At 59.4% G+C, this 26489-nt stretch carries 23 protein-coding genes and 5 tRNA genes; 20 read left to right on the top strand and 8 right to left on the bottom strand.

Annotation, left to right across the window (positions count from 1 at the left end; genetic code table 11):
• The first annotated feature begins 156 nt into the window (after positions 1-156).
• Together PG5_RS30530 and PG5_RS30525 are read left to right on the top strand one after the other, a co-directional pair.
• Positions 157-399: a hypothetical protein gene (locus PG5_RS30530; protein WP_020800930.1), complete on the top strand. Its 243-nt coding sequence runs from the start codon at positions 157-159 to the stop codon at positions 397-399.
• A gap of 29 nt (positions 400-428) precedes the next feature.
• Positions 429-1178 (top strand): TerC family protein, encoded by a 750-nt coding sequence (locus PG5_RS30525; protein ID WP_020800929.1) that lies wholly within the window; start codon positions 429-431, stop codon positions 1176-1178.
• Positions 1179-1256: 78 nt separating this feature from the next.
• On the opposite strand, the gene PG5_RS34520 is transcribed toward PG5_RS30525, so the two are convergent.
• Positions 1257-1424: a hypothetical protein gene (locus tag PG5_RS34520; protein WP_020800928.1), complete on the bottom strand. Its 168-nt coding sequence runs from the start codon at positions 1422-1424 to the stop codon at positions 1257-1259.
• A 167-nt stretch (positions 1425-1591) separates the two neighbouring features.
• Here PG5_RS34520 and PG5_RS30520 point away from each other — a divergent pair, with 167 nt between their 5' ends.
• The 3 genes from PG5_RS30520 (at position 1592) to PG5_RS30510 (ending at position 2847) form a co-directional block, all read left to right on the top strand.
• Positions 1592-2320: a hypothetical protein gene (locus PG5_RS30520; RefSeq protein WP_020800927.1), complete on the top strand. Its 729-nt coding sequence runs from the start codon at positions 1592-1594 to the stop codon at positions 2318-2320.
• An 87-nt stretch (positions 2321-2407) separates the two neighbouring features.
• Positions 2408-2614, top strand: coding sequence for a DUF6021 family protein (locus PG5_RS30515; RefSeq protein ID WP_020800926.1), 207 nt, complete (start codon positions 2408-2410; stop codon positions 2612-2614).
• 17 nt (positions 2615-2631) lie between these two features.
• Positions 2632-2847: a hypothetical protein gene (locus PG5_RS30510; RefSeq protein WP_020800925.1), complete on the top strand. Its 216-nt coding sequence runs from the start codon at positions 2632-2634 to the stop codon at positions 2845-2847.
• A 103-nt stretch (positions 2848-2950) separates the two neighbouring features.
• On the opposite strand, the gene pbpG is transcribed toward PG5_RS30510, so the two are convergent.
• Positions 2951-3892 carry a D-alanyl-D-alanine endopeptidase gene (gene pbpG, locus PG5_RS30505; protein ID WP_020800924.1) on the bottom strand — a complete coding sequence of 314 codons (942 nt, stop codon included), beginning with the start codon at positions 3890-3892 and terminating at the stop codon, positions 2951-2953.
• A gap of 239 nt (positions 3893-4131) precedes the next feature.
• Positions 4132-4986 carry a bifunctional methylenetetrahydrofolate dehydrogenase/methenyltetrahydrofolate cyclohydrolase FolD gene (gene folD, locus PG5_RS30500; RefSeq protein ID WP_020800923.1) on the bottom strand — a complete coding sequence of 285 codons (855 nt, stop codon included), beginning with the start codon at positions 4984-4986 and terminating at the stop codon, positions 4132-4134.
• A gap of 275 nt (positions 4987-5261) precedes the next feature.
• Between folD and PG5_RS30495 the strand changes: the two genes are divergently transcribed.
• The 12 genes from PG5_RS30495 to PG5_RS30440 all read left to right on the top strand — a co-directional run bounded on the left by PG5_RS30495 (position 5262) and on the right by PG5_RS30440 (position 15698).
• A tRNA-Arg gene (locus tag PG5_RS30495) sits at positions 5262-5338 on the top strand.
• A gap of 32 nt (positions 5339-5370) precedes the next feature.
• Positions 5371-5446, top strand: a tRNA-His gene (locus tag PG5_RS30490).
• Between the two features lie 56 nt (positions 5447-5502).
• Positions 5503-5587, top strand: a tRNA-Leu gene (locus PG5_RS30485).
• Positions 5588-5665: 78 nt separating this feature from the next.
• Positions 5666-5741, top strand: a tRNA-His gene (locus PG5_RS30480).
• Positions 5742-6136: 395 nt separating this feature from the next.
• Positions 6137-7447 (top strand): trigger factor, encoded by a 1311-nt coding sequence (tig, locus tag PG5_RS30475; protein WP_020800921.1) that lies wholly within the window; start codon positions 6137-6139, stop codon positions 7445-7447.
• A 93-nt stretch (positions 7448-7540) separates the two neighbouring features.
• Positions 7541-8176, top strand: coding sequence for an ATP-dependent Clp endopeptidase proteolytic subunit ClpP (gene clpP, locus PG5_RS30470; RefSeq protein WP_008062468.1), 636 nt, complete (start codon positions 7541-7543; stop codon positions 8174-8176).
• 111 nt (positions 8177-8287) lie between these two features.
• Entirely contained in the window at positions 8288-9571 is a 1284-nt protein-coding gene (gene clpX / locus PG5_RS30465; RefSeq protein ID WP_007946893.1) for an ATP-dependent Clp protease ATP-binding subunit ClpX, read from the top strand.
• 161 nt (positions 9572-9732) lie between these two features.
• Positions 9733-12129 (top strand): endopeptidase La, encoded by a 2397-nt coding sequence (lon, locus tag PG5_RS30460; protein WP_033040883.1) that lies wholly within the window; start codon positions 9733-9735, stop codon positions 12127-12129.
• A 148-nt stretch (positions 12130-12277) separates the two neighbouring features.
• Positions 12278-12550, top strand: a complete 273-nt coding sequence (locus tag PG5_RS30455; protein WP_002552737.1) for an HU family DNA-binding protein — start codon at positions 12278-12280, stop codon at positions 12548-12550.
• A gap of 53 nt (positions 12551-12603) precedes the next feature.
• Positions 12604-12681: transfer RNA gene (locus PG5_RS30450), tRNA-Leu, on the top strand.
• A 101-nt stretch (positions 12682-12782) separates the two neighbouring features.
• Positions 12783-14654, top strand: a complete 1872-nt coding sequence (locus tag PG5_RS30445; RefSeq protein WP_020800918.1) for a SurA N-terminal domain-containing protein — start codon at positions 12783-12785, stop codon at positions 14652-14654.
• A 201-nt stretch (positions 14655-14855) separates the two neighbouring features.
• Complete coding sequence (locus tag PG5_RS30440) at positions 14856-15698, top strand: DUF2242 domain-containing protein (protein ID WP_020800917.1); 843 nt, start codon at positions 14856-14858, stop codon at positions 15696-15698.
• Between the two features lie 337 nt (positions 15699-16035).
• Here the strand turns inward: PG5_RS30440 and PG5_RS30435 are convergent, their stop codons facing one another.
• Genes PG5_RS30435 through PG5_RS30415 form a run of 5 tightly spaced genes read right to left on the bottom strand, consistent with a single transcriptional unit; the run spans position 16036 to position 21310 of the window.
• Positions 16036-17091 (bottom strand): AraC family transcriptional regulator, encoded by a 1056-nt coding sequence (locus PG5_RS30435; protein ID WP_020800916.1) that lies wholly within the window; start codon positions 17089-17091, stop codon positions 16036-16038.
• A gap of 3 nt (positions 17092-17094) precedes the next feature.
• The gene (locus tag PG5_RS30430; protein WP_020800915.1) at positions 17095-18225 is read right to left on the bottom strand and encodes a carbon-nitrogen hydrolase family protein; all 1131 of its coding nucleotides are present in this window, start codon (positions 18223-18225) and stop codon (positions 17095-17097) included.
• A 53-nt stretch (positions 18226-18278) separates the two neighbouring features.
• Positions 18279-18956, bottom strand: a complete 678-nt coding sequence (locus PG5_RS30425) for a TetR/AcrR family transcriptional regulator (protein WP_020800914.1) — start codon at positions 18954-18956, stop codon at positions 18279-18281.
• A gap of 45 nt (positions 18957-19001) precedes the next feature.
• Positions 19002-20330 carry an MFS transporter gene (locus PG5_RS30420; RefSeq protein ID WP_052024745.1) on the bottom strand — a complete coding sequence of 443 codons (1329 nt, stop codon included), beginning with the start codon at positions 20328-20330 and terminating at the stop codon, positions 19002-19004.
• Positions 20327-21310, bottom strand: coding sequence for a flavin reductase family protein (locus tag PG5_RS30415; RefSeq protein ID WP_020800912.1), 984 nt, complete (start codon positions 21308-21310; stop codon positions 20327-20329). The genes PG5_RS30420 and PG5_RS30415 overlap by 4 nt, the downstream gene beginning before the upstream one ends.
• 170 nt (positions 21311-21480) lie before the next feature.
• On the opposite strand from PG5_RS30415, the gene PG5_RS30410 reads away from it, so the two are divergent.
• From PG5_RS30410 to PG5_RS30400, 3 genes are all read left to right on the top strand, one after another.
• A complete protein-coding gene (locus PG5_RS30410) occupies positions 21481-22944 on the top strand; it encodes a coniferyl aldehyde dehydrogenase (RefSeq protein ID WP_256229515.1) in 1464 nt (487 codons plus the stop codon).
• Between the two features lie 56 nt (positions 22945-23000).
• Positions 23001-24653, top strand: a complete 1653-nt coding sequence (locus PG5_RS30405; protein ID WP_042955894.1) for a methyl-accepting chemotaxis protein — start codon at positions 23001-23003, stop codon at positions 24651-24653.
• A gap of 156 nt (positions 24654-24809) precedes the next feature.
• Positions 24810-26378 (top strand): amidase, encoded by a 1569-nt coding sequence (locus tag PG5_RS30400; RefSeq protein ID WP_020800908.1) that lies wholly within the window; start codon positions 24810-24812, stop codon positions 26376-26378.
• Positions 26379-26489 lie beyond the last annotated feature (111 nt).

Genomic DNA, 26489 nt, shown 5'->3' with positions numbered 1-26489 from the left:
CGGCAGCTCCTACAGGGTGAATTTTTATTTAGTTCGTTAAAACCGAAGTATAACCGCTAAAAATACGAATTTTCCTGAAGTATTCAATTGCCTAGAATCCCTCGCTATCAACGGGCCATCGTTTCGGCTGCGTTCGTTATATCGAGGAAAAACACCATGAAACTCAAAGCTACGGCCTTCTTGATCACCTCCTTGCTGGTCCTGGCCGGTTGCGACCAGGCAGAAAAAAGCGCCCAGCAGTTGATGGGCAAGGCTGCCGAAAGCGCGAAACAGGCAATCGACGATACCCACAAGGCCGCCGAGCAAGCGCTCAGTGATGCCACCGGTGGGTTGATCAGCAAAAAAGAATCATCGGAAAAAGAGGCGGAAAAATCCGCATCGTCCTCCCAGGAAATCTAAACCGTCTTACAGCGAGTCAGGACTGACCCATGGAATACCTTTTACAGTTAGCCGCCAGCCCCACTGCCTGGGTCGCCCTGGCCACCCTGGTGGTGATGGAAATCGTGCTCGGCATCGATAACCTGATCTTCATTTCGATCCTGACCAACAAACTGCCCGAGCAGCATCGGCAGAAGGCTCGGCGTATCGGTATCGGCATGGCGTTGATCCTGCGACTGGGCTTGCTGAGTACCATTGCATTCATCGTCCAGCTGACCGCGCCGGTCATTGAGATCTTCGGCCACGCATTCTCCTGGAAGGACATGATCCTGATCGCTGGCGGCTTGTTCCTGTTGTGGAAAGCCACCACCGAGATCCACCACAGCATGGACCCGGCGCCGGACGATCCGAAGTCGGCGACCTCGACCGTGACCTTGGGCTTTGCCGCTGCGATCGGTCAGATCCTGATGTTGGACATGGTGTTCTCCATCGACAGCATCATTACCGCTGTCGGCATGACCGAGCATTTGCCGATCATGATCATCGCCGTGGTGGTGTCGGTGCTGGTGATGTTGCTGGCGGCTGATCCGTTGGCCAAGTTCATCAATGACAACCCGACAGTCGTCATGCTGGCGCTGGGCTTCCTGATCATGATCGGCATGACGCTGATCGCCGAAGGCTTCGGCGCCCACGTACCGAAGGGCTACGTTTATGCGGCGATGGCGTTCTCGGCAGCGATCGAGGTGCTGAACATGATGTCCCGCCGGGCTCGGCAGAAGCGGGTTACCGCTGAGGCTTGAACCTCGCTGACATAAAGCGGCCGCCTGGATTCCAGGCGGCCGTTTTTTTTACTGATTTTTTGGGTGAGCAGGGGGCGTTCAGTGGACAGTGGCGTGTGATGCGCTGGCTTTTTCGGTTTTCGCCAGAGGTGCCGGCTCGACAGGATGATGGTGCCGGCGGGTGATGCGCAGAACGCCCCATAACATGGCGGCCGCTACCGCCAACCATCCAGAAATCAACATTACGATCGTCATTGCCAGGCTCATCGAGGCCTCCTCTTCGCCCTGCTGCGGGCGCACACGCCATGCAAGTGACAGTCTAGTCGCTGGCGTGTTTCAGGCTATTGACCAAAGGTCGGCTATCACCAACCAGTTTGCTCTATCGAAGACGATCAACTGCCGATTAAGGCTATACCGCTGCAGTGCGGCGCCCTATGATCGACGGCCAAGCCGGGAATGCGATTGCCTGGCATCTGAATAAGAGAGAGATGATGGTGCGAGTAATTTCTCGAATGCTGTCGGCGGCACTGATCGTGGGGTGTGTTGCCAGTTTGGCGGGGTGCGCCGGGAGCGTTTCGCCGCAGATCAAGCGTCTGCCGGAGCGTGTCGAACTCAGCGGCCGGTTCTACAAGGGTGTGGCCAATCAAAGCGGGCCGCAAGTCTTGGCGAGCATGCTGTCGCAACAGGGCATCGTGATCACCCCTGGCTTACTCGACAAGCCATTGCATCTGCCGGGCGGTGAGGCGCAGTTGCAACAGAACATGCAGAACCTCGCCCGCGAGTACGGGATGGTGGTTTATCCCCTTGACAGCAATCTGCCCGCCTTGCTGACCCAGGTCGCGGCCGGTTACCCGGTGATGGTGCGCTTCACCGAAGGCACGGCGCTCTGGGCCGAACCGCGCTACGCGATTTTGAGTGGATACAACCGTCAGAAGCAGACCGTCTTGCTACGTGCAGGTATGGATCAGCGGCTGATGATGGGGTTTGGTTCGTTCGAATCAGCGTTCAAGGACGCCGGCGGATGGGCCGTGTTGATTCAGAATCCGACCCAGCTGCCCGCTCAGGTCGATCAGCAGCGTTGGCTCAAGGCAGCCAACGATCTTGCCCAAGCGGGCCAGGAACAGGCTGCCGCCAAGGCGAAGAAAGCGCTGGTCGCGCAGTAAGCCCGTTCGTCACTCGCCGGGCACCTGCGGCCGTTGCCAACCTCTTATCTAAAAGGCCCGGATTTTCCCGGGCTATCAGGAGGTGTCATGGCACATTCCAATACCCCCGACGGCCCTCACTCATCCGAGCATTCGTCTGGCGATGAGTTGGGGTTCGATCCCGACTCCCCGGACCTTGCCGATCCGGCGGTCGATCCAATCGGGCCAGCCAAGGCCCCGAGGGATGTGAAGCCGGGTGACAACTCCAAGGCTCCGGCCAAACCCTACGATCCATTGGGTAATCTCAAACCCTAGTTCTTTTGGAGGTGCGTATGTCTACCGATTCGAGCTTCAACGACGAACGTCCGGAAACCGTACCGACTACTCCCGAGAAGGACATGGATCCGGTGATGGACCCGGACAGTCCGCTGCGCGATCCGCTGGCGCGGCCGACGGTGGTGCCGACTGAACATCCGCAGGGCTGGCACGACCCCAGCAAAGGTGATGGTATTCCTGATGATGACCAGATGCCGTTGCCTAACGATTGATGGCGGGGAGGTCGTCCAATTTCGGCGGGGCCCATCGTAGCGAATGATCGTTCCCACGCTCTGCGTGGGAACGATCATATGTGTTCAATCACCCATTGCCTGCTTACTTCGAAGCCTCAACAACACCACTCTGGCGCTGCTTGAGGTTCTTGTCCGATTTGTACTGCAAGGCCGCAGAAGCCACGGCGGCGCTCTTGCCGGTTTCGACCCAATTGCGGATGCGGGCGGCGTCGGCAAAGTGTGTGTACTTGCCATAGGCGTCCAGGAGCACCAGGGCAACCGGACGATTACTCATCCGGGTCACCAGCACCAGGCAATGACCTGCTTCGTTGGTAAAACCGGTCTTGGTCAACTGGATATCCCAGTCTGGCTTGCGAACCAAATGGTCGGTATTGCGAAAACCCAGGCTATAGACGGGTTTACGGAAGGTGACGGTTTTTTCCTTGGTTGTGCTCAGCTCTGTCAGCAGCGGGTATTTGTGCGCGGCGATCAACAGTTTGCTCAGGTCGCGCGCGGTCGAAACGTTACGCGCGGAGAGGCCGGTCGGCTCGACGAAATGTGTATTGGTCATTCCCAGGGCTCGGGCCTTGGCGTTCATAGCGGCAATGAACGCGGCATAGCCGCCTGGATAATGATGGGCCAGGCTCGCGGCGGCTCGGTTTTCGGAAGACATCAAGGCAATCAGCAACATTTCCCGGCGCGGCAGTTCGCTCCGGAGTTTTACCCGGGAGTACACACCCTTCATTTCCGGCGTGTCGCTGATGTTGATGTTGATGTATTCGTCCATGTTCTGCCGGGCTTCAACCACGACCAGGCCAGTCATCAGCTTGCTGACGGAAGCGATAGGGACGACGACGTCCGGATTGCTGGCATAGATGATTTTGTTGGTCTGCATGTCCAGCAACAAGGAGCTGCCGGAAGCGAGTTTGAGTTGCGAGGTGTCTCGAGGCGCCGCGGTGGTGGTGTCGCCCGCGGTGGCGATTGGCGTGATGAAAGTCCCTGTAACTGCAAAAAATAGGCTCAGGATGGAAAGACGGATTTTCACGCTGGCAGACTCAATGATGTGTTGATAAGCCGTTTTGTAACGGGCTATTTCTTAAAAAGCGCGACATTCTGGAGTATGGCTGAATAACTGTCGATGGTTGTTCGAGGACGGGGTGAAAGACCCTGTAAACATGAAAAAAAAGTCACTTTCCGGCGGATGGTCGATCCGGTTTCACGGGCAAAAAAGAACCCCGCCATGGGCGGGGTTCCTTGTGTCGCGGGTGACCGTTGCCTTAAGCCTCAGCTGTGCAGGGTTTCTGCGGCGTACAGCGTGTTTTCCAGAAGGCAGGCGCGAGTCATTGGGCCGACGCCACCTGGCACTGGAGTGATCCACCCGGCGCGGGGCAGGGCGGTTTCATAGATCACGTCACCCACCAGCTTGCCGTCTTCCTGGCGGTTGATGCCGACGTCGATCACGATCGCGCCTTCCTTGATCCACTCACCTTTTACCAGTCCTGGCTTGCCGGCAGCGACCACCACCAGGTCGGCGCGGCCGACATGATCGGCCAGGTCATTGGTGAAGCGGTGGGTCACGGTCACGGTGCAACCGGCCAGTAGCAATTCCATTGCCATCGGGCGTCCGACGATATTGGAAGCGCCGACCACTACCGCGTTCATCCCGTACAGGTTGGCACCGGTGCTTTCCAGCAAGGTCATGATGCCTTTTGGCGTGCATGGGCGCAGCAACGGGATGCGTTGGGCCAGGCGACCGACGTTGTAAGGATGGAAGCCATCGACGTCTTTATCCGGACGAATGCGCTCCAGCAATTTGGAAGCGTCCAGGTGTTCGGGAAGAGGAAGTTGAAGTAGGACGCCATCAATCGCCGGATCGTCATTGAGGCGATCGATCAGGTCGGCCAGCGCTTGCTGAGTGGTGTCGGAAGGCAGGTCATAGGCCTGGGACAGGAAGCCGACCTCTTCACAGTCTTTACGCTTGTGCGAGACATAAACCTGAGAGGCAGGATCGCTGCCGACCAGGATCACCGCGAGGCCGGGCGTGCGCAGGCCTTGCTGGCGACGCTCGTTGACGCGTTGGGCGATCTGCTGGCGCAGGCTGGCGGCGATCGATTTGCCGTCGATAAGTTGTGCAGTCATTGCGCGTGATTAACCATCGAGAGGGGAAAAAAAGAGAGCGTATTCTCGCATGTCATGCGGTGAGGGCAAAGGCGCTTGGTCTGCAAATTCCGCTAACCCCTTTAATTAAATGAATTTTTTTCAAAAAGGATTTGACGACCTGCAGGGGGCTCTATACTATTCGTCGCACTTGTCGGGCACAGCCTAGCACTGGTTGAGAAGGTTGAGCGGGATTGCGGTTCTGCAAAACTGAAAAGCACTTAGTTTGTAGTCCTCCAAGAGTACAGATTAACAAGGCGCCCGTAGCTCAGCTGGATAGAGCATCCGCCTTCTAAGCGGATGGTCGCAGGTTCGAGTCCTGCCGGGTGCGCCATTAGGCAGCTTTGGCACAAGTAACGCGATATGGTGGGCGTAGCTCAGTTGGTAGAGCACGGGATTGTGACTCCCGTTGTCGTGGGTTCGATCCCCATCGTCCACCCCATATTTCGAAGGGCGCCAGATTAACAATCTGGCGCCTTTGCTTTAAGGCTTCATCTCGCGGATGTGGTGGAATTGGTAGACACACTGGATTTAGGTTCCAGCGCCGCGAGGCGTAAGAGTTCGAGTCTCTTCATCCGCACCAAACAAGACTTCGTCCATGCCGCCTGGCCTGGTTGAGGTTCAACAAAGAAGTGATTTGGCTTCTTTGGCACGCAATATGGTGGGCGTAGCTCAGTTGGTAGAGCACGGGATTGTGACTCCCGTTGTCGTGGGTTCGATCCCCATCGTCCACCCCATATTTCGAAAAGGCGCCAGATTAATAGTCTGGCGCCTTTTTTGTTTCAGCGGTTTCAGCGACCGCCGGTTCCGGGTCGCAAGGGCAGGGCGTTTCGTCGTTTTTATGTTTCCCGATGATGCCGTGCTGCCCGCCGGCCTTGTTCGCAAGATCGGCTGTCAGGGAAATGATTGGCAACCTCCTCCCTATAAGGAAGGGTTGGCGCAGAGCCTTGGCGTGATTGGCTGTATTTGCCACCGGGGCGAGGTGCACTCGTGCATTCGCACCTATAAATTGCCTGCTGCGTTTTTACCCGTTTTCAGTAGGGTGACTTCTTTAGTTTGACCCACTAGAATGCATGCCCTTGATTCTGGGGTCGGAAACGGCCGGCTAACGTCTGTGCAACGAGGAATATCCATGCAAGTTTCTGTTGAAAATACTTCTGCTCTTGAGCGCCGCATGAGCATCACCGTGCCGGCTGAGCGCATCGAGACTCAGGTCAACAAGCGTCTGCAGCAGACTGCCCAAAAGGCCAAGATTGCTGGCTTCCGTCCAGGCAAAGTGCCAATGAGCGAAATCAAGCGTCGTTTTGGCGCTGAAGCTCGCCAGGAAGCGGTAGGCGACGTCATCCAGTCTTCCTTCTACGAAGCTGTGGTTGAGCAGAAGCTGAACCCGGCGGGTTCGCCTTCGATCGAGCCTAAATCCCTGGAAGCAGGCAAGGACCTGGAATACGTCGCTGTATTCGAAGTGTTCCCTGAGTTCACCGTTGCCGGTTTCGAAGGTATCACCGTAGAGCGCCTGAGCGCTGACGTGGCTGATGCCGATCTGGACAAGATGCTGGACATCCTGCGCAAGCAGAACACCCGTTTCGAAGTGGCCGATCGCGCTGCCCAGAACGAAGACCAGCTGAACATCGATTTCGAAGGCAAGGTCGACGGTGAAGTATTCGCTGGCGGTTCCGCCAAGGGCACCCAGCTGGTGCTGGGCTCCGGCCGCATGATCCCAGGCTTCGAAGATGGCCTGGTTGGCGCTAAAGCCGGTGAAGTGCGCGTCCTGAACCTGACTTTCCCAGAGGACTATCAGAATCTGGACCTGGCTGGCAAAACCGCCGAGTTCACTGTGACCGTCAACACCGTATCCGAGCCAAAACTGCCTGAGCTGAACGAAGAGTTCTTCGCGCAGTTCGGCATCAAGGAAACCGGTCTGGAAGGCTTCCGCGCCGAAGTTCGCAAGAACATGGAGCGCGAACTGCGTCAGGCGATCAAATCCAAGGTCAAGAATCAGGTTATGGACGGTCTGCTGGCCACCAACCCGATCGAAGTGCCAAAGGCTCTGCTGTCCAACGAAGTTGACCGTCTGCGCGTGCAGGCTGTTCAGCAGTTCGGTGGCAACATCAAGCCTGACCAACTGCCGGCCGAGCTGTTCGAAGAGCAAGCCAAGCGCCGTGTTGTCCTGGGCCTGATCGTGGCTGAAGTGGTCAAGCAATTCGACCTGAAGCCTGACGAAGCCCGCGTTCGCGAGATGATTCAGGAAATGGCTTCGGCTTATCAGGAGCCTGAGCAAGTTGTGTCCTGGTACTACAAGAACGACCAGCAACTGAACGAAGTTCGTTCGGTTGTGCTGGAAGAGCAAGTTGTGGATACTGTTCTGCAGAAAGCTAGCGTGACCGACAAATCGGTCTCTTACGAAGAAGCGGTCAAGCCGGTAGAAGCTCCACAAGCCGACTGATCATTTTTGCGCTAAGAAGCACACACCATAAGCCAGCTCTCGAGCTGGCTTATGCGTATTCAAGACATAACTATTTGGGAGTGACTGCAGAGCATGTTCCGTAATTCGTATATTCAGCAGAACTCTGATATCCAGGCCGCAGGCGGCCTGGTCCCGATGGTTGTCGAGCAGTCCGCTCGTGGCGAGCGCGCCTACGACATCTACTCGCGCCTCCTCAAGGAGCGAGTGATCTTTCTGGTGGGCCCCGTAGAGGACTACATGGCCAACCTGATCTGTGCGCAACTGCTGTTCCTTGAAGCGGAAAACCCGGACAAGGACATCCATCTCTATATCAACTCCCCGGGCGGTTCGGTGACGGCGGGCATGTCGATCTATGACACCATGCAGTTCATCAAGCCCAACGTGTCGACCACCTGTATCGGCCAAGCGTGCAGCATGGGTGCGTTCCTGCTGACGGCCGGTGCCAAAGGCAAGCGTTACTGCCTGCCGAACTCGCGTGTGATGATTCACCAGCCTCTGGGCGGTTTCCAGGGCCAGGCGTCGGACATCGAAATCCACGCCAAGGAAATTCTCTTCATTCGTGAGCGTCTCAACACGCTGATGGCCAAGCACAGCGGGCGCACCCTTGAAGAAATCGAGCGTGATACCAACCGCGATAACTTCATGAGTGCAGAAGCCGCGCGTGAGTACGGGTTGATCGATGAAGTGATCAACCAGCGCCCCGCTTAAATAAGCAGCTCAAAACAAGGCTGGTCGGCAAGTCTGATCACCGGCGGGCTTGAAAAAGCCCGCAATAGCCTTCATCTTGTGTTGCAAGCCTATCGGATTTGGATCGAACGAATGACTGACACCCGCAACGGCGAGGACAACGGCAAGCTGCTCTATTGCTCCTTCTGTGGCAAAAGCCAGCATGAAGTGCGCAAATTGATTGCCGGCCCCTCGGTCTTTATCTGCGACGAGTGCGTCGACCTGTGCAATGACATCATCCGTGAGGAGGTGCAGGAAGCCCAGGCCGAAAGCAGCGCGCATAAATTGCCTTCGCCTAAAGAAATCAGCGGCATCCTTGATCAATACGTGATTGGTCAGGAGCGTGCGAAAAAGGTTCTGGCCGTAGCGGTGTACAACCACTACAAGCGCCTCAACCAGCGTGACAAGAAGAATGACGACGTCGAACTCGGCAAGAGCAACATCTTGCTGATCGGACCGACAGGCTCGGGTAAGACCCTGCTTGCCGAAACACTGGCCCGCTTGCTGAACGTTCCGTTCACCATCGCCGACGCAACCACCCTCACCGAGGCGGGTTATGTGGGTGAAGATGTCGAGAACATCATTCAGAAGCTGTTGCAGAAGTGCGATTACGACGTGGAAAAAGCCCAGATGGGCATTGTCTACATCGACGAAATCGACAAGATTTCGCGCAAGTCTGACAACCCGTCGATCACCCGGGACGTTTCCGGTGAAGGCGTACAGCAGGCCCTGCTCAAGTTGATCGAAGGCACGGTGGCTTCCGTTCCGCCTCAAGGTGGTCGCAAGCACCCGCAGCAGGAATTCCTTCAGGTCGACACCCGTAACATCCTGTTCATCTGCGGTGGTGCGTTCTCCGGTCTGGAAAAGGTCATTCAAAACCGTTCCACCAAGGGCGGCATCGGTTTCAACGCGGAAGTTCGCAGCAAGGAAGAAGGCAAGAAAGTCGGAGAGTCCCTGCGTGAAGTCGAGCCTGACGATCTGGTCAAGTTCGGTCTGATCCCGGAATTCGTCGGTCGCCTGCCGGTCCTGGCTACGCTGGACGAGCTTGATGAAGCTGCCTTGATGCAGATCCTCACCGAGCCGAAAAATGCGCTGACCAAGCAATACGCCAAGCTGTTCGAGATGGAAGGCGTGGACCTGGAATTCCGGGCCGACGCATTGAAATCGGTCGCAAAACGCGCACTGGAACGCAAGACCGGTGCCCGTGGCCTGCGTTCGATTCTCGAAGGTGTGTTGCTCGACACCATGTATGAAATCCCCTCGCAGTCCGAGGTGAGTAAAGTAGTCATCGACGAAAGCGTCATAGAAGGCAAGTCCAAGCCACTGTATATCTACGAAAACAGTGAGCCTGCTGCCAAGGCCGCGCCAGACGCCTAAGCGTCGCGCAGTCGGTACAAAGAAGGGGCCTTCGGGCCCCTTTGTTTTTTCCAGGTTTTAACGCTGTCTTTGTGCTTGTTTTTTTTGAAGGCAGCCCCCATCTTGGTTTCAAGCTTACTTCCATCTGTTTCCGGCCTTATGGCCGCCGTAGAGGCGAAATCATGAAGACAACCATCGAATTGCCTCTCCTGCCATTGCGTGATGTCGTGGTTTATCCGCACATGGTTATCCCGCTGTTCGTGGGGCGCGAGAAATCCATCGAAGCCCTCGAGGCAGCGATGACGGGCGACAAGCAGATCCTTCTGCTGGCCCAGAGAAACCCTGCTGACGACGATCCCGGTGAAGACGCACTTTATCGCGTGGGTACGATTGCGACCGTCCTGCAGCTGCTCAAGCTGCCTGACGGCACGGTCAAGGTTCTGGTCGAAGGCGAGCAACGCGGTGCCGTGGAACGCTTCAGCGAAGTGGATGGCCACTGCCGCGCCGAAGTCTCGTTGATCGACGAGGTCGATGCGCCAGAGCGTGAGTCGGAGGTGTTTGTCCGCAGCCTGCTGTCGCAGTTCGAACAATATGTGCAATTGGGCAAGAAAGTCCCTGCCGAGGTCCTGTCGTCGCTCAACAGCATCGACGAGCCAGGCCGCCTGGTCGACACCATGGCCGCGCACATGGCGCTGAAAATCGAGCAGAAGCAGGAAATCCTCGAAATCATCGATTTGTCGGCCCGTGTCGAGCACGTGCTGGCTTTGCTGGATGCCGAGATCGACCTGCTGCAGGTCGAAAAACGCATTCGCGGTCGCGTCAAGAAACAAATGGAGCGCAGTCAGCGCGAGTACTACCTGAATGAGCAGATGAAGGCCATTCAGAAAGAGCTCGGTGACAGCGACGAAGGGCATAACGAAGTCGAAGAGCTGAAAAAGCGCATCGATGCCGCAGGACTGCCAAAAGACGCGCTCGCCAAGGCGACCGCCGAGCTGAACAAGCTCAAGCAAATGTCGCCGATGTCTGCCGAAGCGACGGTGGTCCGTTCCTATATCGACTGGCTGGTCCAGGTGCCGTGGAAGGCACAGAGCAAGGTGCGCCTTGACCTGGCTCGCGCAGAAGACATCCTCGACGCCGATCACTACGGCCTCGAGGAGGTCAAGGAACGGATTCTCGAATACCTCGCCGTGCAGAAGCGCGTGAAGAAGATCCGTGGTCCGGTATTGTGCCTGGTGGGTCCTCCTGGAGTGGGTAAAACCTCGCTGGCGGAGTCCATTGCACACGCCACCAACCGTAAATTCGTGCGAATGGCCCTCGGCGGCGTACGTGACGAGGCGGAAATTCGTGGTCATCGCCGGACTTATATCGGTTCGATGCCAGGAAGATTGATTCAAAAGATGACAAAAGTGGGTGTGCGCAACCCGCTGTTCCTGCTCGATGAAATCGACAAGATGGGCAGCGACATGCGTGGCGATCCAGCGTCGGCGTTGCTGGAAGTGCTCGATCCCGAGCAGAACCACAACTTCAACGATCACTATCTGGAAGTCGACTACGACCTGTCAGACGTGATGTTCCTGTGCACCTCCAACTCCATGAACATTCCACCCGCGCTGCTTGATCGGATGGAAGTCATTCGCCTGCCCGGTTACACGGAAGACGAGAAGATCAACATCGCCGTCAAATACCTCTCGCCGAAACAGATCACGGCCAACGGCCTGAAAAAAGGCGAACTGGAATTCGACGCCGAAGCGATCCGCGACATCATCCGCTACTACACCCGCGAAGCCGGTGTACGGGGCCTGGAGCGCCAGATTGCCAAGGTCTGCCGCAAGGCCGTGAAAGAGCATGCGCTGGAAAAACGCTTCTCGGTGAAAGTGACGGCGGACATGCTCGAGCACTTCCTGGGCGTGCGCAAATTCCGCTACGGCCTGGCAGAACAGCAGGACCAGATCGGTCAGGTCACTGGCCTGGCGTGGACTCAGGTGGGCGGCGAATTGCTGACTATTGAAGCGGCTGTCGTTCCGGGCAAAGGCCAACTGATCAAGACCGGTTCCCTGGGTGACGTGATGGTCGAATCGATCACCGCAGCCCTGACCGTTGTTCGCAGCCGTGCCAAGAGCCTGGGGATCCCCCTGGACTTCCACGAGAAGCGCGACACGCACATCCACATGCCGGAAGGGGCGACGCCCAAAGACGGCCCGAGCGCAGGCGTAGGCATGTGCACGGCGTTGGTGTCGGCACTGACCGGCATTCCAGTACGCGCTGATGTTGCCATGACGGGTGAAATTACCCTGCGTGGCCAGGTATTGGCGATCGGTGGCTTGAAGGAAAAACTGCTGGCGGCGCATCGTGGCGGAATCAAGACGGTGATCATTCCTGAAGAGAATGTTCGCGATTTGAAGGAAATTCCGGACAATATCAAGCAAGATCTTCAGATTAAACCAGTTAAATGGATTGACGAGGTCCTGCAAATTGCGCTGCAATACGCCCCGGAGCCCTTGCCGGATGTGGCTCCGGAGATAGTCGCGAAGGATGAAAAACGCGAGTCGGATTCTAAGGAAAGAATTAGCACGCATTAGTACGTATTTGCCTGGGGGGCTTCCTTGACAGCTTTTTAGAGCCCTTGTTATAAAGCGGCTCTTAAGTGTCTGTAGGCCATTCAGCACTCGTTTTTGCTTTCACCAAAAAACTTAGAATCATACTCAAATAGATATAAGGGGACTTAGAGTGAACAAGTCGGAACTGATTGATGCTATCGCTGCATCCGCTGATATCCCGAAAGCTGCTGCTGGCCGTGCGCTGGACGCTGTAATCGAATCCGTCACTGGCGCTCTCAAGGCCGGCGACTCCGTGGTTCTGGTTGGTTTCGGTACTTTCTCCGTAACTGATCGTCCAGCTCGCATCGGTCGTAACCCACAGACCGGTAAGACACTGGAAATCGCAGCTGCCAAAAAACCAGGCTTCAAAGCTGGTAAAGCACTGAAAGAAGCTGTCAACTAAGTTCCAATCAGGTTTTTGCCTATCCGGGTCGGGGTCATGCCTGACCTGGCAGCGGAGCGGTAGTCCAGCCGGCAGGTTGCCGGTTCGAGACACCGAGGCTCGCAAGGTCGAGTCATCGGTCCGCTCCGCCAGTTACGAGAAGGCGCATCCTCGGATGCGCCTTTCTTCTATCCGGATTCTACCCACGCTCCACGGTTGCCTAATTTGAAGTTCAACCGTTTATGGGGGACGCATGCTGCAAAATATCAGGGACAATTCACAAGGCTGGATTGCCAAGACCATTATCGGGGTCATCGTTGCACTGATGGCCTTGACCGGTTTCGACGCCATTTTCCAGGCTACGACGCACAAAAACGAGGCGGCGAAGGTCAATGGTGAAGAAATCAGCCAAAACGAGCTGAGCCAGGCGGTCGATATGCAACGCCGTCAACTCATGCAACAGCTGGGCAAGGATTTCGACGCCTCCTTGCTCGACGAAAAAATGCTGCGCGAATCGGCCCTCAAAGGCCTGATCGACCGCAAGCTGCTGTTGCAAGGCGCAGAAAATTCCAAATTCGCTTTCTCCGAGGCGGCGCTGGACCAGGTCATCCTGCAAACGCCTGAATTCCAGGTGGATGGCAAGTTCAGCCCTGAGCGTTTCGACCAGGTGATTCGTCAACTGGGCTACAGCCGCATGCAATTCCGCCAGATGCTGGCTCAGGAAATGCTGATCGGACAACTGCGCGCCGGTGTGGCGGGTAGTGGTTTCGTCACCGACGCCCAGGTCATGGCCTTTGCCCGTCTGGAAAAACAGACCCGCGATTTCGCTTCCCTGAGCATCAAGGTCGACCCGACGGCCGTGAAGCTGACCGACGAAGAGGTCAAGGCCTACTACGACGAGCACGCCAAGGAATTCATGACCCCGGATCAGGTGGTCATCGATTACCTGGAGTTGAAGAAGGCTTCCTTCTTTGATCAGGTCAGCGTCAAGGACGAAGACCTGCAGGCGGCGTATCAGAAAGAAACTGCGAACCTGTCCGAGCAACGCCGCGCTGCGCACATTCTGATCGAAGTGAACGACAAGACGACCGAAGCGCAAGCCAAGGCCAAAATCGACGAGATCCAGGCCCGCCTGAACAAGGGCGAGCAATTCGAGGCCCTGGCCAAGGAGTTCTCCCAGGACCCGGGCTCCGCCAACAATGGCGGCGACCTGGGCTTTGCAGGTCCTGGCGTCTACGACCCGGCATTCGAGAAGGCCTTGTACTCGTTGGCCAAGGATCAGGTTTCCGAGCCGGTTCGCACCGATTTCGGTTTCCACCTGATCAAGCTGTTGGGTGTGGAAGCGCCTGAAGTGCCGACGTTCGCCAGCCTGAAAGACAAGCTGACCCGTGAATTGAAGGCCCAGCAGGTCGAGCAGCGTTTCGTTGAAGCGACCAAGCAACTGGAAGACGCCTCGTTCGAAGCGTCCGACCTGGTCCAGCCTGCGCAGGACTTGAAGCTTACCGTTCACACCTCGAAGCCGTTCGGCCGCGAAGGTGGCGAAGGCATTACGGCCAACCGTGCCGTGGTCACCGCAGCCTTCAGCCCGGAAGTACTGGATGAGGGTGCCAACAGCACCGCCATCGAGCTCGACCCCGAAACCGTGATCGTGTTGCGCGCCAAGGAGCATCTGAAGCCTGCGCAACTGCCATTGGAAAAGGTCGAGGGTCCGATCCGCGAGCAATTGGCCAGGGAGCACGCCAGCGCTGCTGCCAAGACCAAGGCTGATGAGCTGATTGCCAGCTTGCGCGATGGCAAGACGCCATTAAACGGCCCGATCGAGGGTCAGAACTGGAAGGTAACCGAAGCCGCGACTCGCACTCAGGAAGGGCTGGACCCGACTGTGCTGCAAGCGTTGTTCCGCATGCCAAAGCCTGCCGCCAAGGACAAGCCGACCTTCAGCAGTGTCACGTTGCCTGATGGCAGCCTGATGATCGTGCGTCTGAACGGCGTGAATGAGGCCGCAACGCCAACTGAAGAAGAGAAGGCTCAATACCGTCGCTTCCTCGCTTCGCGCGTTGGCCAGCAAGACTTTGCGGCCTACCGCAAGCAGCTGGAAAGCCAGGCCGAGATCAAGCGTTTCTGATCTGGACACGAGCTTTTTGCATGAAAAGAAGACCCCGGCCGCAAGGCCGGGGTTTTTTTTCGGCTGCATTGCGCAACGCAGGCAATTTTCTCCCGACCATCGGGTCAACAGTTTTGTAACTGTTTTAAGACACAATCGGTGCGCCGCTAAGCATCGATCTGTTGCACAATACGCCCCGAACCGTTTCTCTCAGGATGTTCAATGTTTAAATCAATTCCCATGCGGGTTGTCGGGCTGGCCTTGGTGCTGGCTGCTGCTGCCGGTTGTTCGTCGAAGAAAGCCGCCATCTACGAGCATGAGAACTTCGATGATTCCGGAACGTTTTCCCGTAACTATCCAGTGACCGACTCGGTCTCCTGTGAAGCCGCTCGTCGGGCCTTGCTGAGCCAGGGCTATATCATCACCAGCAGTGATCCCAAGCTGGTCAGTGGGCACAAGAGCTTCCAGCAGACCGGTGAAAACCACATGGAGATCAGTTTCAGTGTGGTTTGCGCTGAAGACGGCACTTCGGCGCACCATGCCACCGTGTTCGCCAATGCCCTTCAGGACAAGTATGCGCTGAAGAAAACCAACAACTCGGCAAGCCTCGGTGTTGGCGTGCTGGGCTCGGTATCGATGCCGATCGGCTCCTCCGACGACTCGATGGTCAAGGTTGCCAGCGAAACCGTCACCTCAGCCAAGTTCTACGAGCGATTCTTCGCCCTGGTGGAGCTGTTCCTGCCCAAGGAAGTGAAGGCAGCGGCGCACATCCCCGAGAAGCCGAAAACCGATCTGGGCGTGCCCGAGCCCAAGGCCACGCCAGCGCCATTGGCCCCGGAATCCGCGGCACAGCCTGCACCAGCGCCTGAGGCCGCCAAGGCCGCCGAAGTTGCCCCGGCCGCTTCCGAGCCGGTAGCGCCGCCACCTGAGGCTGCACCCATTACCTCGAGCCCCACTGCCGCGCCAGCGCCTGCCACCGAAGAAGTGATCACGCCACCGGCCAATCCGAGCGACATGGCGCCACCTTCGGAGCCGATCCAGGCGATGCCCATCACTGGCCAGTGATGGGCATTACGGGGGCAGGCGACTTTGCGCGCAGGTCCCGTCCCCGCAACAAAGCTTGATCCGCGTCAAACAGGCCGTTGTCCTGCGGCCTGCAGCGAAAAAAACCTGTGATAAATTCCCCACCGCCTGCTACGTTTTATCTGTAGGCGACGAAGTGTCGTGTCCGCGTCATTTTTCTTTCACGCGGGCACTTTAGGCTCAAGGCGCTGGTCATTTATTCAGACGTTTTTTTATGAGCTGTGGGGGATACGAAAATGGACGACTATCAAGAAGAACTGCTCGAGTATCAGGCGTTTGAACTGGACCCACCTGAGCCCGCCGAAGACGCAACCGAGCTTTAAAGCTTGCTGCCTGCGACTGTTTCCTTGCGACTGCGGCGAAACTCGCCGGGTGTCTGGGCGGTCCAGCGCTTGAAGGCGCGTTGAAAGGCTTCGGCTGAGGCAAAGCCCAACAGGTAGGCGATTTCTCCGAACGCCAACTCAGTGTCGCGGATATAGGTCATGGCCAGGTCGCGACGGGTGTCGTTAAGAATCGCGCGAAATTGCGTGCCTTCTTCAGAGAGTTTGCGGCGCAAGGTCCACACCGGCAGTTTCAGGCGTGTTGCCACTTCTTCCAGGTCGGGTTCCCGGCCGCCATTAAGCAATGGCCCCAGCAGCTGTGTGATGCGTTCACGCAGGCTGCGGGTGCGGGTCAATTGCTCCAGTTCCCGCTCGCACAGTTGCAGCAGGTGTCGCCAGGTGCTGGGGCAATGCTCGGGATTGCGCTGGGCAAGGCTGGCCAGGCTCAGGCGCAATTGATTGTGCTCGGCGCCAAACTGGATCGGGCAGTCGCCCAGAACCTCATAGGCAGCGCGGTAGCCGGGCTCCTCGAACTCGATGTCGATACGTTCGGCACGCAGCCGGGCAGGGCTGACGCTGGACAACTGATGCAACCAGCCGCAGAGGATCGAATCCACCACGAAGCGGTTATAGCTGTTGTAGGGGCTGATGGAATAGAAGCGCAGCCAGGCACCCTGAGCGTCTTCGTGGAAGCTTGATTGACCGCGATAGTTTGAGCCATACAAGGCTTCGAATCGAATCAGGCAGCGCGCCGCCTCGCGCACCGTCGGTGCCTGGGCGGCAGTGACGCCGGCAAGGCCGGCCTGGCTCAGGCGGCTGAGCTGGCCCATTTGCAAGCCGAGTGCCGGGTTGCCGGTCAGTTGGATGGCCGCGTAGCCCAGGCGCATGTAGCGCGGGATCGAGAGACGGGCACCGGCTTCACTCAGTCGGGCCGCATCAAGGCCATATTGCTCGAGCAGTGGCTGCGGATCCGTGCCGTGGCTGCGCACGGCGTCGGCCAGGCTGTGAACAAAGCCCACCGACAGATCTCCCAGGCGTATCGGGGTGGGTTTCATGGCTTACAGCCAAAGGTTCAACAAGCGCGCGCCACGGGCCTTGCCATCAACGAAATGTTGGCCGTTGCTGGTGAGGAAACTCTGCCCGGCGCTGCCCTGATCCCAGAACTGTCCGCGCAGGAATACGCTCACGCCTGCGATTGCCCGGCTGGCGGGTGCCTGAGTACTCAGGTTCAGGCGCTGCCAGGCCTGTCCTTCACTGATCTCCCCGGCCTTGAGGCTGGCGGTGCCGGGTGTCGATGAGTCCTTGTAGCCACGCCACGGCTGGTCCCAGCTACCGCGGCCAGCAACAAACGCCGGGACTGCGACCAACTGTGCCTGCTGCGTGTCGAGTTTGCGGTAGTTGTCGGGGAACCAGCTGTCGCTGCCGATCAGCACGCCCAGGCGCCCGGCGGGGGTGTCGACGACATTGAGCGTGTGTTCGCCGTTGGCCTTGATCGCGTCCTGCTGCTCGAAAACCGGATGCATCTGGCGCTGGGGTTGCCCGATTGGCAGGCCATCGCGGCCAAACACTACGCTGCTGTTGAACAACGCACCGCGGCCTATTTTCAGCGTGCCGTCGATGACACTGGGCTCGGGCAGCACGATGGAGCCTGCCACCAGGGTGACGTGAAATTCTTTAGCCAGCCCGCCAAACAACGCCTGGTAATCCTTGGCCATGCCTTTGGCTTTCATGCGCAGGTGCGCGTCCTCAATGCGGCTGTCGCCTTCGGCGCCAATCAGTGCGCGGACGAACTTCAAAGGATTGCTCACGGCCAGCCAGTTCATGGCCTCCTTGAAAGTGGTGGCCTGGTACAACTCGTCTTTTTCGCCGCTGACCATCAACCAGGTGCCCACATGCTCCGGCAATACGACGATGGTTTTTTCATTCAGCAGCCCCTGATCCCGGGCCGTCTGCAAGTAGGCGGCGAGTTTGCGGTGCAAGCGCTCGGGGCTTTGGTAGTCGGTGGGAAACAGCTCGGGCTGGATGCCCAGCAAATTGCCGCGGTCAGCGGGCGTGCCCTGGTCGACGGCGACATCGATTCGCAGGTCAGAGAGGTAGAGGCCCGTCGGGCGATCCGCGGCCCACATGGCGTAGGTCGTTAGAGCGGCGATCAACGCCATGGAGACAGTCAGGTACAAAAGTTTGCGCATGGGGAACAGTCAGCAGCCGTATGCAGGATTCATGGCTTTTCATCGGATTTGCGTCAAGGATAAAGCGAATCACGGGGAGGGTGGGGAAAATTGACAGCGCTCCGGGAAATTGACCGCGTCGTACTTGCGTCGGTCTTCTGCCTGTTCGCGATAATGCATGTGACAACGTCGGTGAGTGTTTTTATCAATTGTGCTTCGGTTGTCTCGAGGGTGTACCACTGTGACTGGCCGAACAGCATGGCAATGACTGCACTGGTGGTGGGGCAGAGGTCGCGAGCGGCTGCACCTTTCTCGCCGTACGAGTCAGTGATGATGGCGTTTAAAATAGCGGCGTATTCGTTTCTCAGCTGGATAACCTGTTGCTTCTGTTCTTCAGTCAGATTCGTGAACTCGCGGCTGACCAGGGTCAGTTTGTATTTTTCGTTGAAGTTGAAGGCGACGAAGGCTTGAATGAACGACTGAAGACGCCCGCGAGCGCTTCGTGCGCCTTTCATTCGCCGCAGCGTGTCCAGCAGCAAGTCCGACAAGGCCGACTCGATCAGCTCGAACAACAGGGCCTGTTTGTTTTCGATGTGATGGTAGAGGGATCCGGCCTGCAGCCCCAGGTAGCTCGCCAAGTCCCGCAAGCCGATAGCCTGGTAGCCATGTGTGGCGAAGAGTTCGAGTGCCGCGTCGAGCAGTCGATCGCGGGCGCTGTGTACGGGATTGGCTGATGCGCTGTTGGTTGGCATTGGAGCTCCGTCGACTGGACAATTAAAGCGTGGCCTTGAGCAAACCTATCCCCCGTGGCGGTAGCCCGTTCTGCCAGCATGGTGTGCCGTGCGCATCAACAGCAACACCGCGCAAATCACCGGCAGATTCACCAGCAGCAACGCATACCGCAATGACTCGTGGCCGAACAGCGGTAACAACAGGTCGCTGCACAAACCGGTCAACAATGGCCCGACGCCGATCCCCAGCAGCGTGCTGACGATGGTTTGCAGCGCCATTGCAGTTCCGCGTCTTCCGGCGGGCACCAGCTGCGTGACGAGGTTGTAGGAAGGCGCGACCCACCACACGGAAAAGAAGGCATAGAGCGCACACCAGAGCATGGCGCCTGGAACCGGCACATCACCCAGGCGCACCAGCACGGAGTCGGACCACAGCAGATAGGGGACCAGCGCACAGGTCGCCGCAATATGGCCCACTACCGGAATGGACACCTGCCAGTGTGGATCGCGGCGGCACAGGCGGTCACTCAACCAACCACTGAGCAGGCCACCGAATCCGGCCGACGTACCGCAGATCACGCCCGCCAATAAGCCGGCGTGTTGCAGTGACAAACCGTGGGAGCGCACCAGGAAACTGGTGTTCCACATCGCAATCGCATAGGAACTGAGCGTGGTCAGTCCGCCAGCGAGGATCAGGCAGCGGTAGGCCGGCAATGCCCAGAGCTTGCGGGCTTCGGCACCCATGCCAAGCAGCGCCGGCGCTGTGTGGGCGTGTGGCGTAAGGTCCCAGCGGCCACGCTGCGGTTCGCGCACGACGAAGGCCAGGATCGTACAGAACACCAGGGCCGGCATCCCCAACGCAATGAACGCACTGCGCCAGCCATAGTGCTCGACCACCCAGGCGCCGATGCTCAAGCCGATGATCGAGGAAAATGTGGGTGCGGCGGTAAAACAACTGATGGCGAATGAGCGTCGGTGCGTCGGATACAGGTCGGCGATCAGCGACAGCGACGCCGACGTGGTCGGCGATTCGCTGACGGCAACCAGCATTCGCGCAATGCCCAGCGCCAGGAAACTGCCCGCCCACCCGCAGGCCATGGTTGCCACCGCCCACAGCAGGCAAGACATGGCCAGCAGGCGGATACGCGGCATGCGATCCACCAGCCGCCCGGCCGGCAGGCCCATGAGTGCATAGACCGCCGCGAACGCCAGGCCCGAGATCAGGCCGATGGCAGTATCGCCGACGCCGAATTCGGCTTTGATCGGTTCGACCATGACTGCGAGTATCTGTCGCCCGACGAAGTTGTCGGCGAACACCAAGGCCAGCAGCAACAGCAGGCCATGGCTACTCCAACCGACCGTGGCCGCAGGCAGCGTCCCCTCGCGAGCGGTCATCGCGGTGCCCACAGATCAGGCAAGCCAGGGTCGCTCACGACGATCAGGCGCTTGAGCAAGACTTTCAAGGCTTGCGCATCGGCGGCGCCGAGCTTGGCCGACAGATCCTCTTCCACGGCCTTGGCCAGCGCCAGCTGATGCAGGGACACTTCTCGGCCTTGGGCCGTGAGGACAAAACGTGGCGATTGCGCCGGACCCTCGAAGGCCACCAGGCGCTGGCGCTCGAGAAACCGCATGCTGGCCAGGGTCACTTCGCGACCGGTGTAGGTCACGAAGGTGTTGATTTCCTCCAGCGTCATATCGTCGCGAATACACAAGATCGACAGCACGAAGAACGATTGTTCGTCCAGCTGCTGACTGTTCAGCAGTTGCCGCAGGGCATTGAGTGTCTGGTAATGCCCGCGCCCCAGCAAGTAGCCGAGCAAATCCTCGGTGTAGCTGCACTCGGGCGGTGGCGGCGTGGTTGCCAGGCGCAGCTCACTACGGGGCTTGCGCGTGGCCAGGGCATATTGGCCGCTCTGGAACGCCAGCGGGGCGCGATCACTGTGATCGAAGGCGAGCACTTCGCCGACGAAAATCACATGGTCTCCGCCTTCGTACTGGAACGCCGTGCGGCACTGGAAACGCGCGGTGCAATCTTGCAGCAATGGCGCCTCGCTGATGCCGTTGTCCAGTTCGATCTCGGCGAACTTGTCTTCGCCCTGGGTGGCGAAACGTCCCGAGAGGTTTTCTTGCTCCGTGGACAGCACGTGCACGTTCCAATGCTTGCCGCTGCTGAAGATCGGCAGGCTGCGCGCTTGCTTGGACAAGCTCCAGAGCACCAGCGGCGGGTTGAGCGACACCGAGTTGAAGCTGTTGGCGGTGATGCCCACGGGCGAGCCGTCTTCGGTCTGGGTGGTGATGATCGTGACCCCGGTGGTGAACGTGCCGAGTGCGGCACGGAAGGCCTGGGGATCGAAGCTGATATTTTGCATTGCCATGACTGGCCTCATGGAGTGGAGGTTTTCGTATGGCCAGTATTGGGCGTTTGCAGGCGTTCAACATCGTCTCAACGGACTAACACTAATGCAGGGCCTCGTCCGATCGGACGAGGCGGCGCAGCGGTCTGCGCGGCTAGGGTGGCGCCAGGCGCATCGGGCGCTCAACGGCCATCGAGCCAACCTGCAAGGGGATAACAATGAGTTCAACGATGTCTTGCGACCAAGACCTTTCCAGCCTGCTGACGCGCCAGAAAGAGGCCTTCGCCAGCGCCGGCAGTGTCAGCGCCGACACCCGGCGCCAGCGCCTGCAGCAAGTGATCGACCTGCTGGTCGACAACCATGCGGCATTGACCACGGCCATCGACCAGGACTTTGGCGGACGGCCCGCCGGTTTTTCCTTGATGAATGACGTGCTCGGCGCCCTGGCTTCACTCAAATATGCCCGCGACCATCTGCAAGAGTGGATGCAAGACGAACCGCGCGAAATGTTTTCCCCTTATGACCAACTCGGCGCCAGGGCCTGGGTCATGCACCAGCCAAAAGGTACGGTGGGCATCCTGGGTACCTGGAACGCGCCGCTGTACACCTTGTTCAGCCCGCTGGCCTCGGCGCTCGCGGCCGGCAACCGGGCCATTCTAAAACCGTCGGAAGTGGTGCCGCGCACCGCCGCACTGGTGGCGCGCCTGTGCGCCGAACGCCTCGACCCGCTGGTGGTGGCCGTGGTCAATGGTGGCCCGGAACTGGGCGAGGCCTTCAGCAGCCAACCCTTCGACCACCTGGTGTTCACCGGCAGTACGGCGATCGGCCGGCGAGTGATGGGCAATGCCGCGAAAAACCTGGTGCCGGTGACACTGGAACTGGGCGGCAAGTCGCCGGTGATCGTTTCGGCCACGGCCGACCTGAACAAAGCGGCGTTCAGTATCGCCGCAGGCAAGTCCACCAATGGCGGACAGATCTGCATCAATCCGGACCTGGTGTATGTACCCAAGGCCCGACTCGAAGCCTTCCTCGATGCGCTGCGCAGTGCTTATCGCGACCTCAACCCGACGGTAGCCGGCAACCCGGACGTGGTGGCGGTGGTCAACCAGCGTCATCTGGAGCGGGTCGAGGGCCTGGTCGAGGACGCGCAGTTGCGAGGGGCGCGCATCGAGTGCCTGCCCGAACCCCTGGCACTGGATGCCCAGGACCGTCGTCGCCCGCTGCGAGTCGTAGTGGACCCGGCCCCGGACAGCGAGATCATGCATGAGGAAATCTTCGGTCCGGCCATGGTCGTGCTGAGTTATGACGACCTCGACCAGGTCATCGCGCAAATCAACGCAAGGCCGCGTCCGCTGGCGCTGTACTACTTCGGCGAGGATGCCCGGGAGCAACGTCACGTGCTGGAGCACACCCTGTCCGGCGGAGTCACCATCAACGACGTGATGATGCATGCCGCCCTGCACGATGCGCCGTTCGGTGGTATCGGCGCCTCGGGCATGGGCCATTACCATGGCCGCGAAGGATTTCTCGAATTCAGTCACCTGCGCACGGTGTTCAAGGCCTCGGCCCACGACCCGCGCCGTGAATGGGGTCTGTTGCCGCCTTACGGCGAGCATTACCTGGCGGCGATGCTGGCCGGCGTCACTCGCGACTAATTCCAGCGTTGGGGGCCTTGCGCACCCCGTCCGCTGCATGAGACAGGCCATTGATCATGTTCAAGGCAATTACTATCGCCCAGCGCCTGTGGCTCTGGGCGTTGTTGGCCACCTTGCTGTTTGCCCTGGCGGTGTTGTTCGGTGCCTATGGCTTGCAGCAGGCGCGCGACAGTCTGCGAGCCATCAACGAGGACAACCTGGCGACGTTGTTGATGTTCGGCGACATCAGGCAGCGGCTCGATGAAAGCCGGCGCCAGGTCCTGCTGGCGATCCAGCAGGACCCGGAAGGCCCGCTGGTGGCAGCGTTCGACCGCCCGGTGGAAGCCACCCTGAGTGCCATCGAGAGCAATGATCGGGCGTTGACCGAGGTCTGGGCGAGCTATCGCCTGCGCACGTTGAGCGGTGAGGAACAACAGGCCGCCGAGGCGTTCGACAAACACTATCAGGCCTGGCAGGAAGAGTTGGGCATCTTCCTCGATTCCTTGCGCGCCGGTGATTTTCGCCTGCCGGGCATCCTGTCCTATTTGCGCATGGCTGAGCCGGAAGGCAATGCCGCCATGGTTGAACTGAGCAAGCTGCAAGCGCTGCAGAAAGCCAGCGCCTCGCAGGCCTACGAGGCGGCGCAGCGTCGTTATCGCTCGACGCTGTTGGCTTACATGGCGCTGGCGGTGGTGGGCGGGCTGGCGGGCAGCCTCACCGCGTTTTCCACTTTGCGTCGGCTCAAGCGTGCGTTTGCCCAGGCGGGTGCCAGCGTGCGGGCCATCGCCAGTGGCGACCTGGTGCAGCCGATCGAGATCAAGGGCGGTGACGAATTCGCACTGATGCTGCGCGACATCGCGCTGATGCGTGACAGCCTGCACGGGCTCATTTCACAAATGCGCGAGTTGGTGCAGCGGGTCAGTCGCGAAGCGGCGCACATGGCCGAATCGGCGGAGTCGGCCTCCACGGCCACCCAGCAACAGGCGGACGCGGTGCGCGGGATTTCCCGGGCGGTTGAGGACCTGTCGGGGTCGATTGGCGAAGTGGACAATCAGGTTGGCGTGTCTCGCGACATCACCCAGCATTCGGCACAGCGTTCGGGCAAGAGCGAGGGCTTTATTCGTGACATGGCCCAGGAGATGAACCGCATCAGCGACGTGATCAGCGCTACGGCCGTGCACATTCGCCAGCTCGAAGGGTTCTCCGGGGAGATCAGCCATGTGCTCAAGGTGATTCGCAGCATTGCCGAGCAGACCAACCTCCTGGCGCTGAACGCCGCCATCGAGGCCGCACGGGCCGGCGAGGCGGGGCGCGGGTTTGCCGTGGTAGCCGACGAGGTTCGACTGTTGGCCCAACGCACCGCCAGTTCCATTGGGGAAATCGACCTCACCGTGCAGCGTATTCAGGAAGGCACACTGGCGGTGGTCGACGGCATGGGACGCGTGGTCAGCCGGGTGCGTGACGGCGTCAACCTGGCCCATGAGGCAGGCGATTCGGTGGCGCAGATTCGCAGCGGCACCGATGATGTGATCCGCAGCGTGGACACCATCGCCACGCTGATCACCGAACAGGTGCGCGTCACTCGGGAAATGGTCGCCAGGGTCGAGAGTGTCTCCAGCGGCACCGGTGCGCTGTCGGCCAACGCCGGGCGCAGCGCGATGGCCGCCGCGGACCTGGAGCAACTGGCGCGGGCACTGGATCAGTTGTCGGCACGCTTCAATGTCGCTTGAACACCACAAACCCTGTGGGAGCGAGCCTGCTCGCGAAGAGGTCAGCACATTCAACATCAATGTTGACTGATCCAGCGCTTTCGCGAGCAGGCTCGCTCCCACAGGGCGTAAGGCCTGAATACTCTAATAACCCACAATCAGGGCGTGATCACTACCATGGATAACCAAGAAAACGCACCACTAAACTCCGCCACCGGCTGGCCGCGCCGCAGCGTGCTCAAGGCCGGTGCCGTGGCGGTTGGCGTCGGGCTTCTGGGGCGTTTTGCCGACGCCCGCGCGCAAGGGCTTTCGGCCAGTGACTACCAGGCCATGGATGCCTGGGCCATGAGCCAGGCGATCCGCAGCGGCGAGCTGAGTGCCGAGGACCTGCTGGCGGCGACGCTTGCTCGCTATAACGAGGTCAACCCCAGGGTCAATGCGGTAAACATGCTGCACGAAGCCTACGCCCGTGCCTTGATGGCCCAGCGCCGCGCGGCCGGCACTCAAAACCAGGGCGCCCTGGCTGGTGTGCCACTGCTGATCAAGGACCTCAACACCTCACTGCAAGGCACCATCACCAGCAACGGTAGCCGGATGTTCAAGGACGCACCGCCCGCCGCCCGCACCAGCACCCTGATCGCTCGCTATGAGCAGGCCGGTGCGGTGCCGTTCGGCAAGACCACGTGCCCCGAGTTCGGCTTGACCACCACCACCGAATCCCTGGCTTGGGGCCAAACCCATAACCCCTGGAACCTGGCCATGAGCGCAGGCGGCTCCTCCGGTGGCGCGGCAGCGGCGGTAGCGGCGGGGATCGTGCCCGTGGCCCATGCCACCGATGGCGGCGGTTCGATCCGTATTCCGGCCTCGTACTGCGGCCTGGTCGGACTCAAGCCCACTCGCTATCGCACCCCCAGCGGACCGCTGCATTTCGAAGGCTGGTTTGGCGCCAGCGCGGCCAATGTGGTCTCGCGCACCGTGCGCGATACCGCGTTGTTCCTCGATATCGGGCAAGGCCATGAAGCGGGCAGCGCCTATTGGTGCCCGCCCCTGGTAAGACCCTATGTGCAGGAACTGCAGCAAGACCCGGGCAAACTGCGCGTGGCCGTGGTGCGTCAATCGATGACCGGCGCGCCGCTTGAACCGGCGATCGCCGCCACGCTGGAGCAGACCCTCAAGCAACTGCTGACCCTGGGGCACGAGATCGACGAATTGACGCTCAACGTCGATCCACGCCAATTGTTCGGTGCCCATGGCACGGTGATCGGCACAGGGCTGCGGACCCTGATCCACGACCGTGAACAGGTGCTCGGACGCGCGGTTACGGCACAGGACCTGGAAAAGATCACCCTGGTCAATCTGGAGCGTGCGAAGGGCACCAGTGGGGAGGACCTGTATCGCGCCCGCCAATCGTTCGAGAGCATCGGCGCGACCATGGAGCAGCACTTCGAACGCTACGACGTGATCCTCTCGCCCGTCACCGGCAGCCTGACGCCGAAGCTCGGCCTGTTGTCCCTGGATCAACCCTGGGAGAGCTACGCCCACAATGCCATGGGCAGCGCCGGCTTCACCGCGCTGGCCAACGTCAGCGGGCAGCCGGCGATCTCGCTACCCTTGGGGCAGAGTGATAACGGCCTGCCGGTGGGCATGATGTTCACTGCCCGGTTGGGTGGCGAGGACGTGTTGCTGCGCCTGGCTAGTCAGTTGGAGAAGGCTCATCCGTGGGCTGCCAGGCGCGCTTTCCTGTAACCCGACACCCCCCCTGTAGGAGCCAGGCTTGCCGGCGAACCAGGCGCCGCGGTGTATCTGCTGCACCGCGTCATCGTTGATCGTTCCCACGCTCCGCGTGGGAATGCCGCC

It is taken from the genome of Pseudomonas sp. G5(2012), assembly GCF_000408945.1.
Lineage (GTDB): Bacteria > Pseudomonadota > Gammaproteobacteria > Pseudomonadales > Pseudomonadaceae > Aquipseudomonas > Aquipseudomonas umsongensis.
The sequence above is the reverse complement of the archived record's forward strand: the minus strand, read 5'-3'. Positions and strand labels throughout refer to the sequence as shown.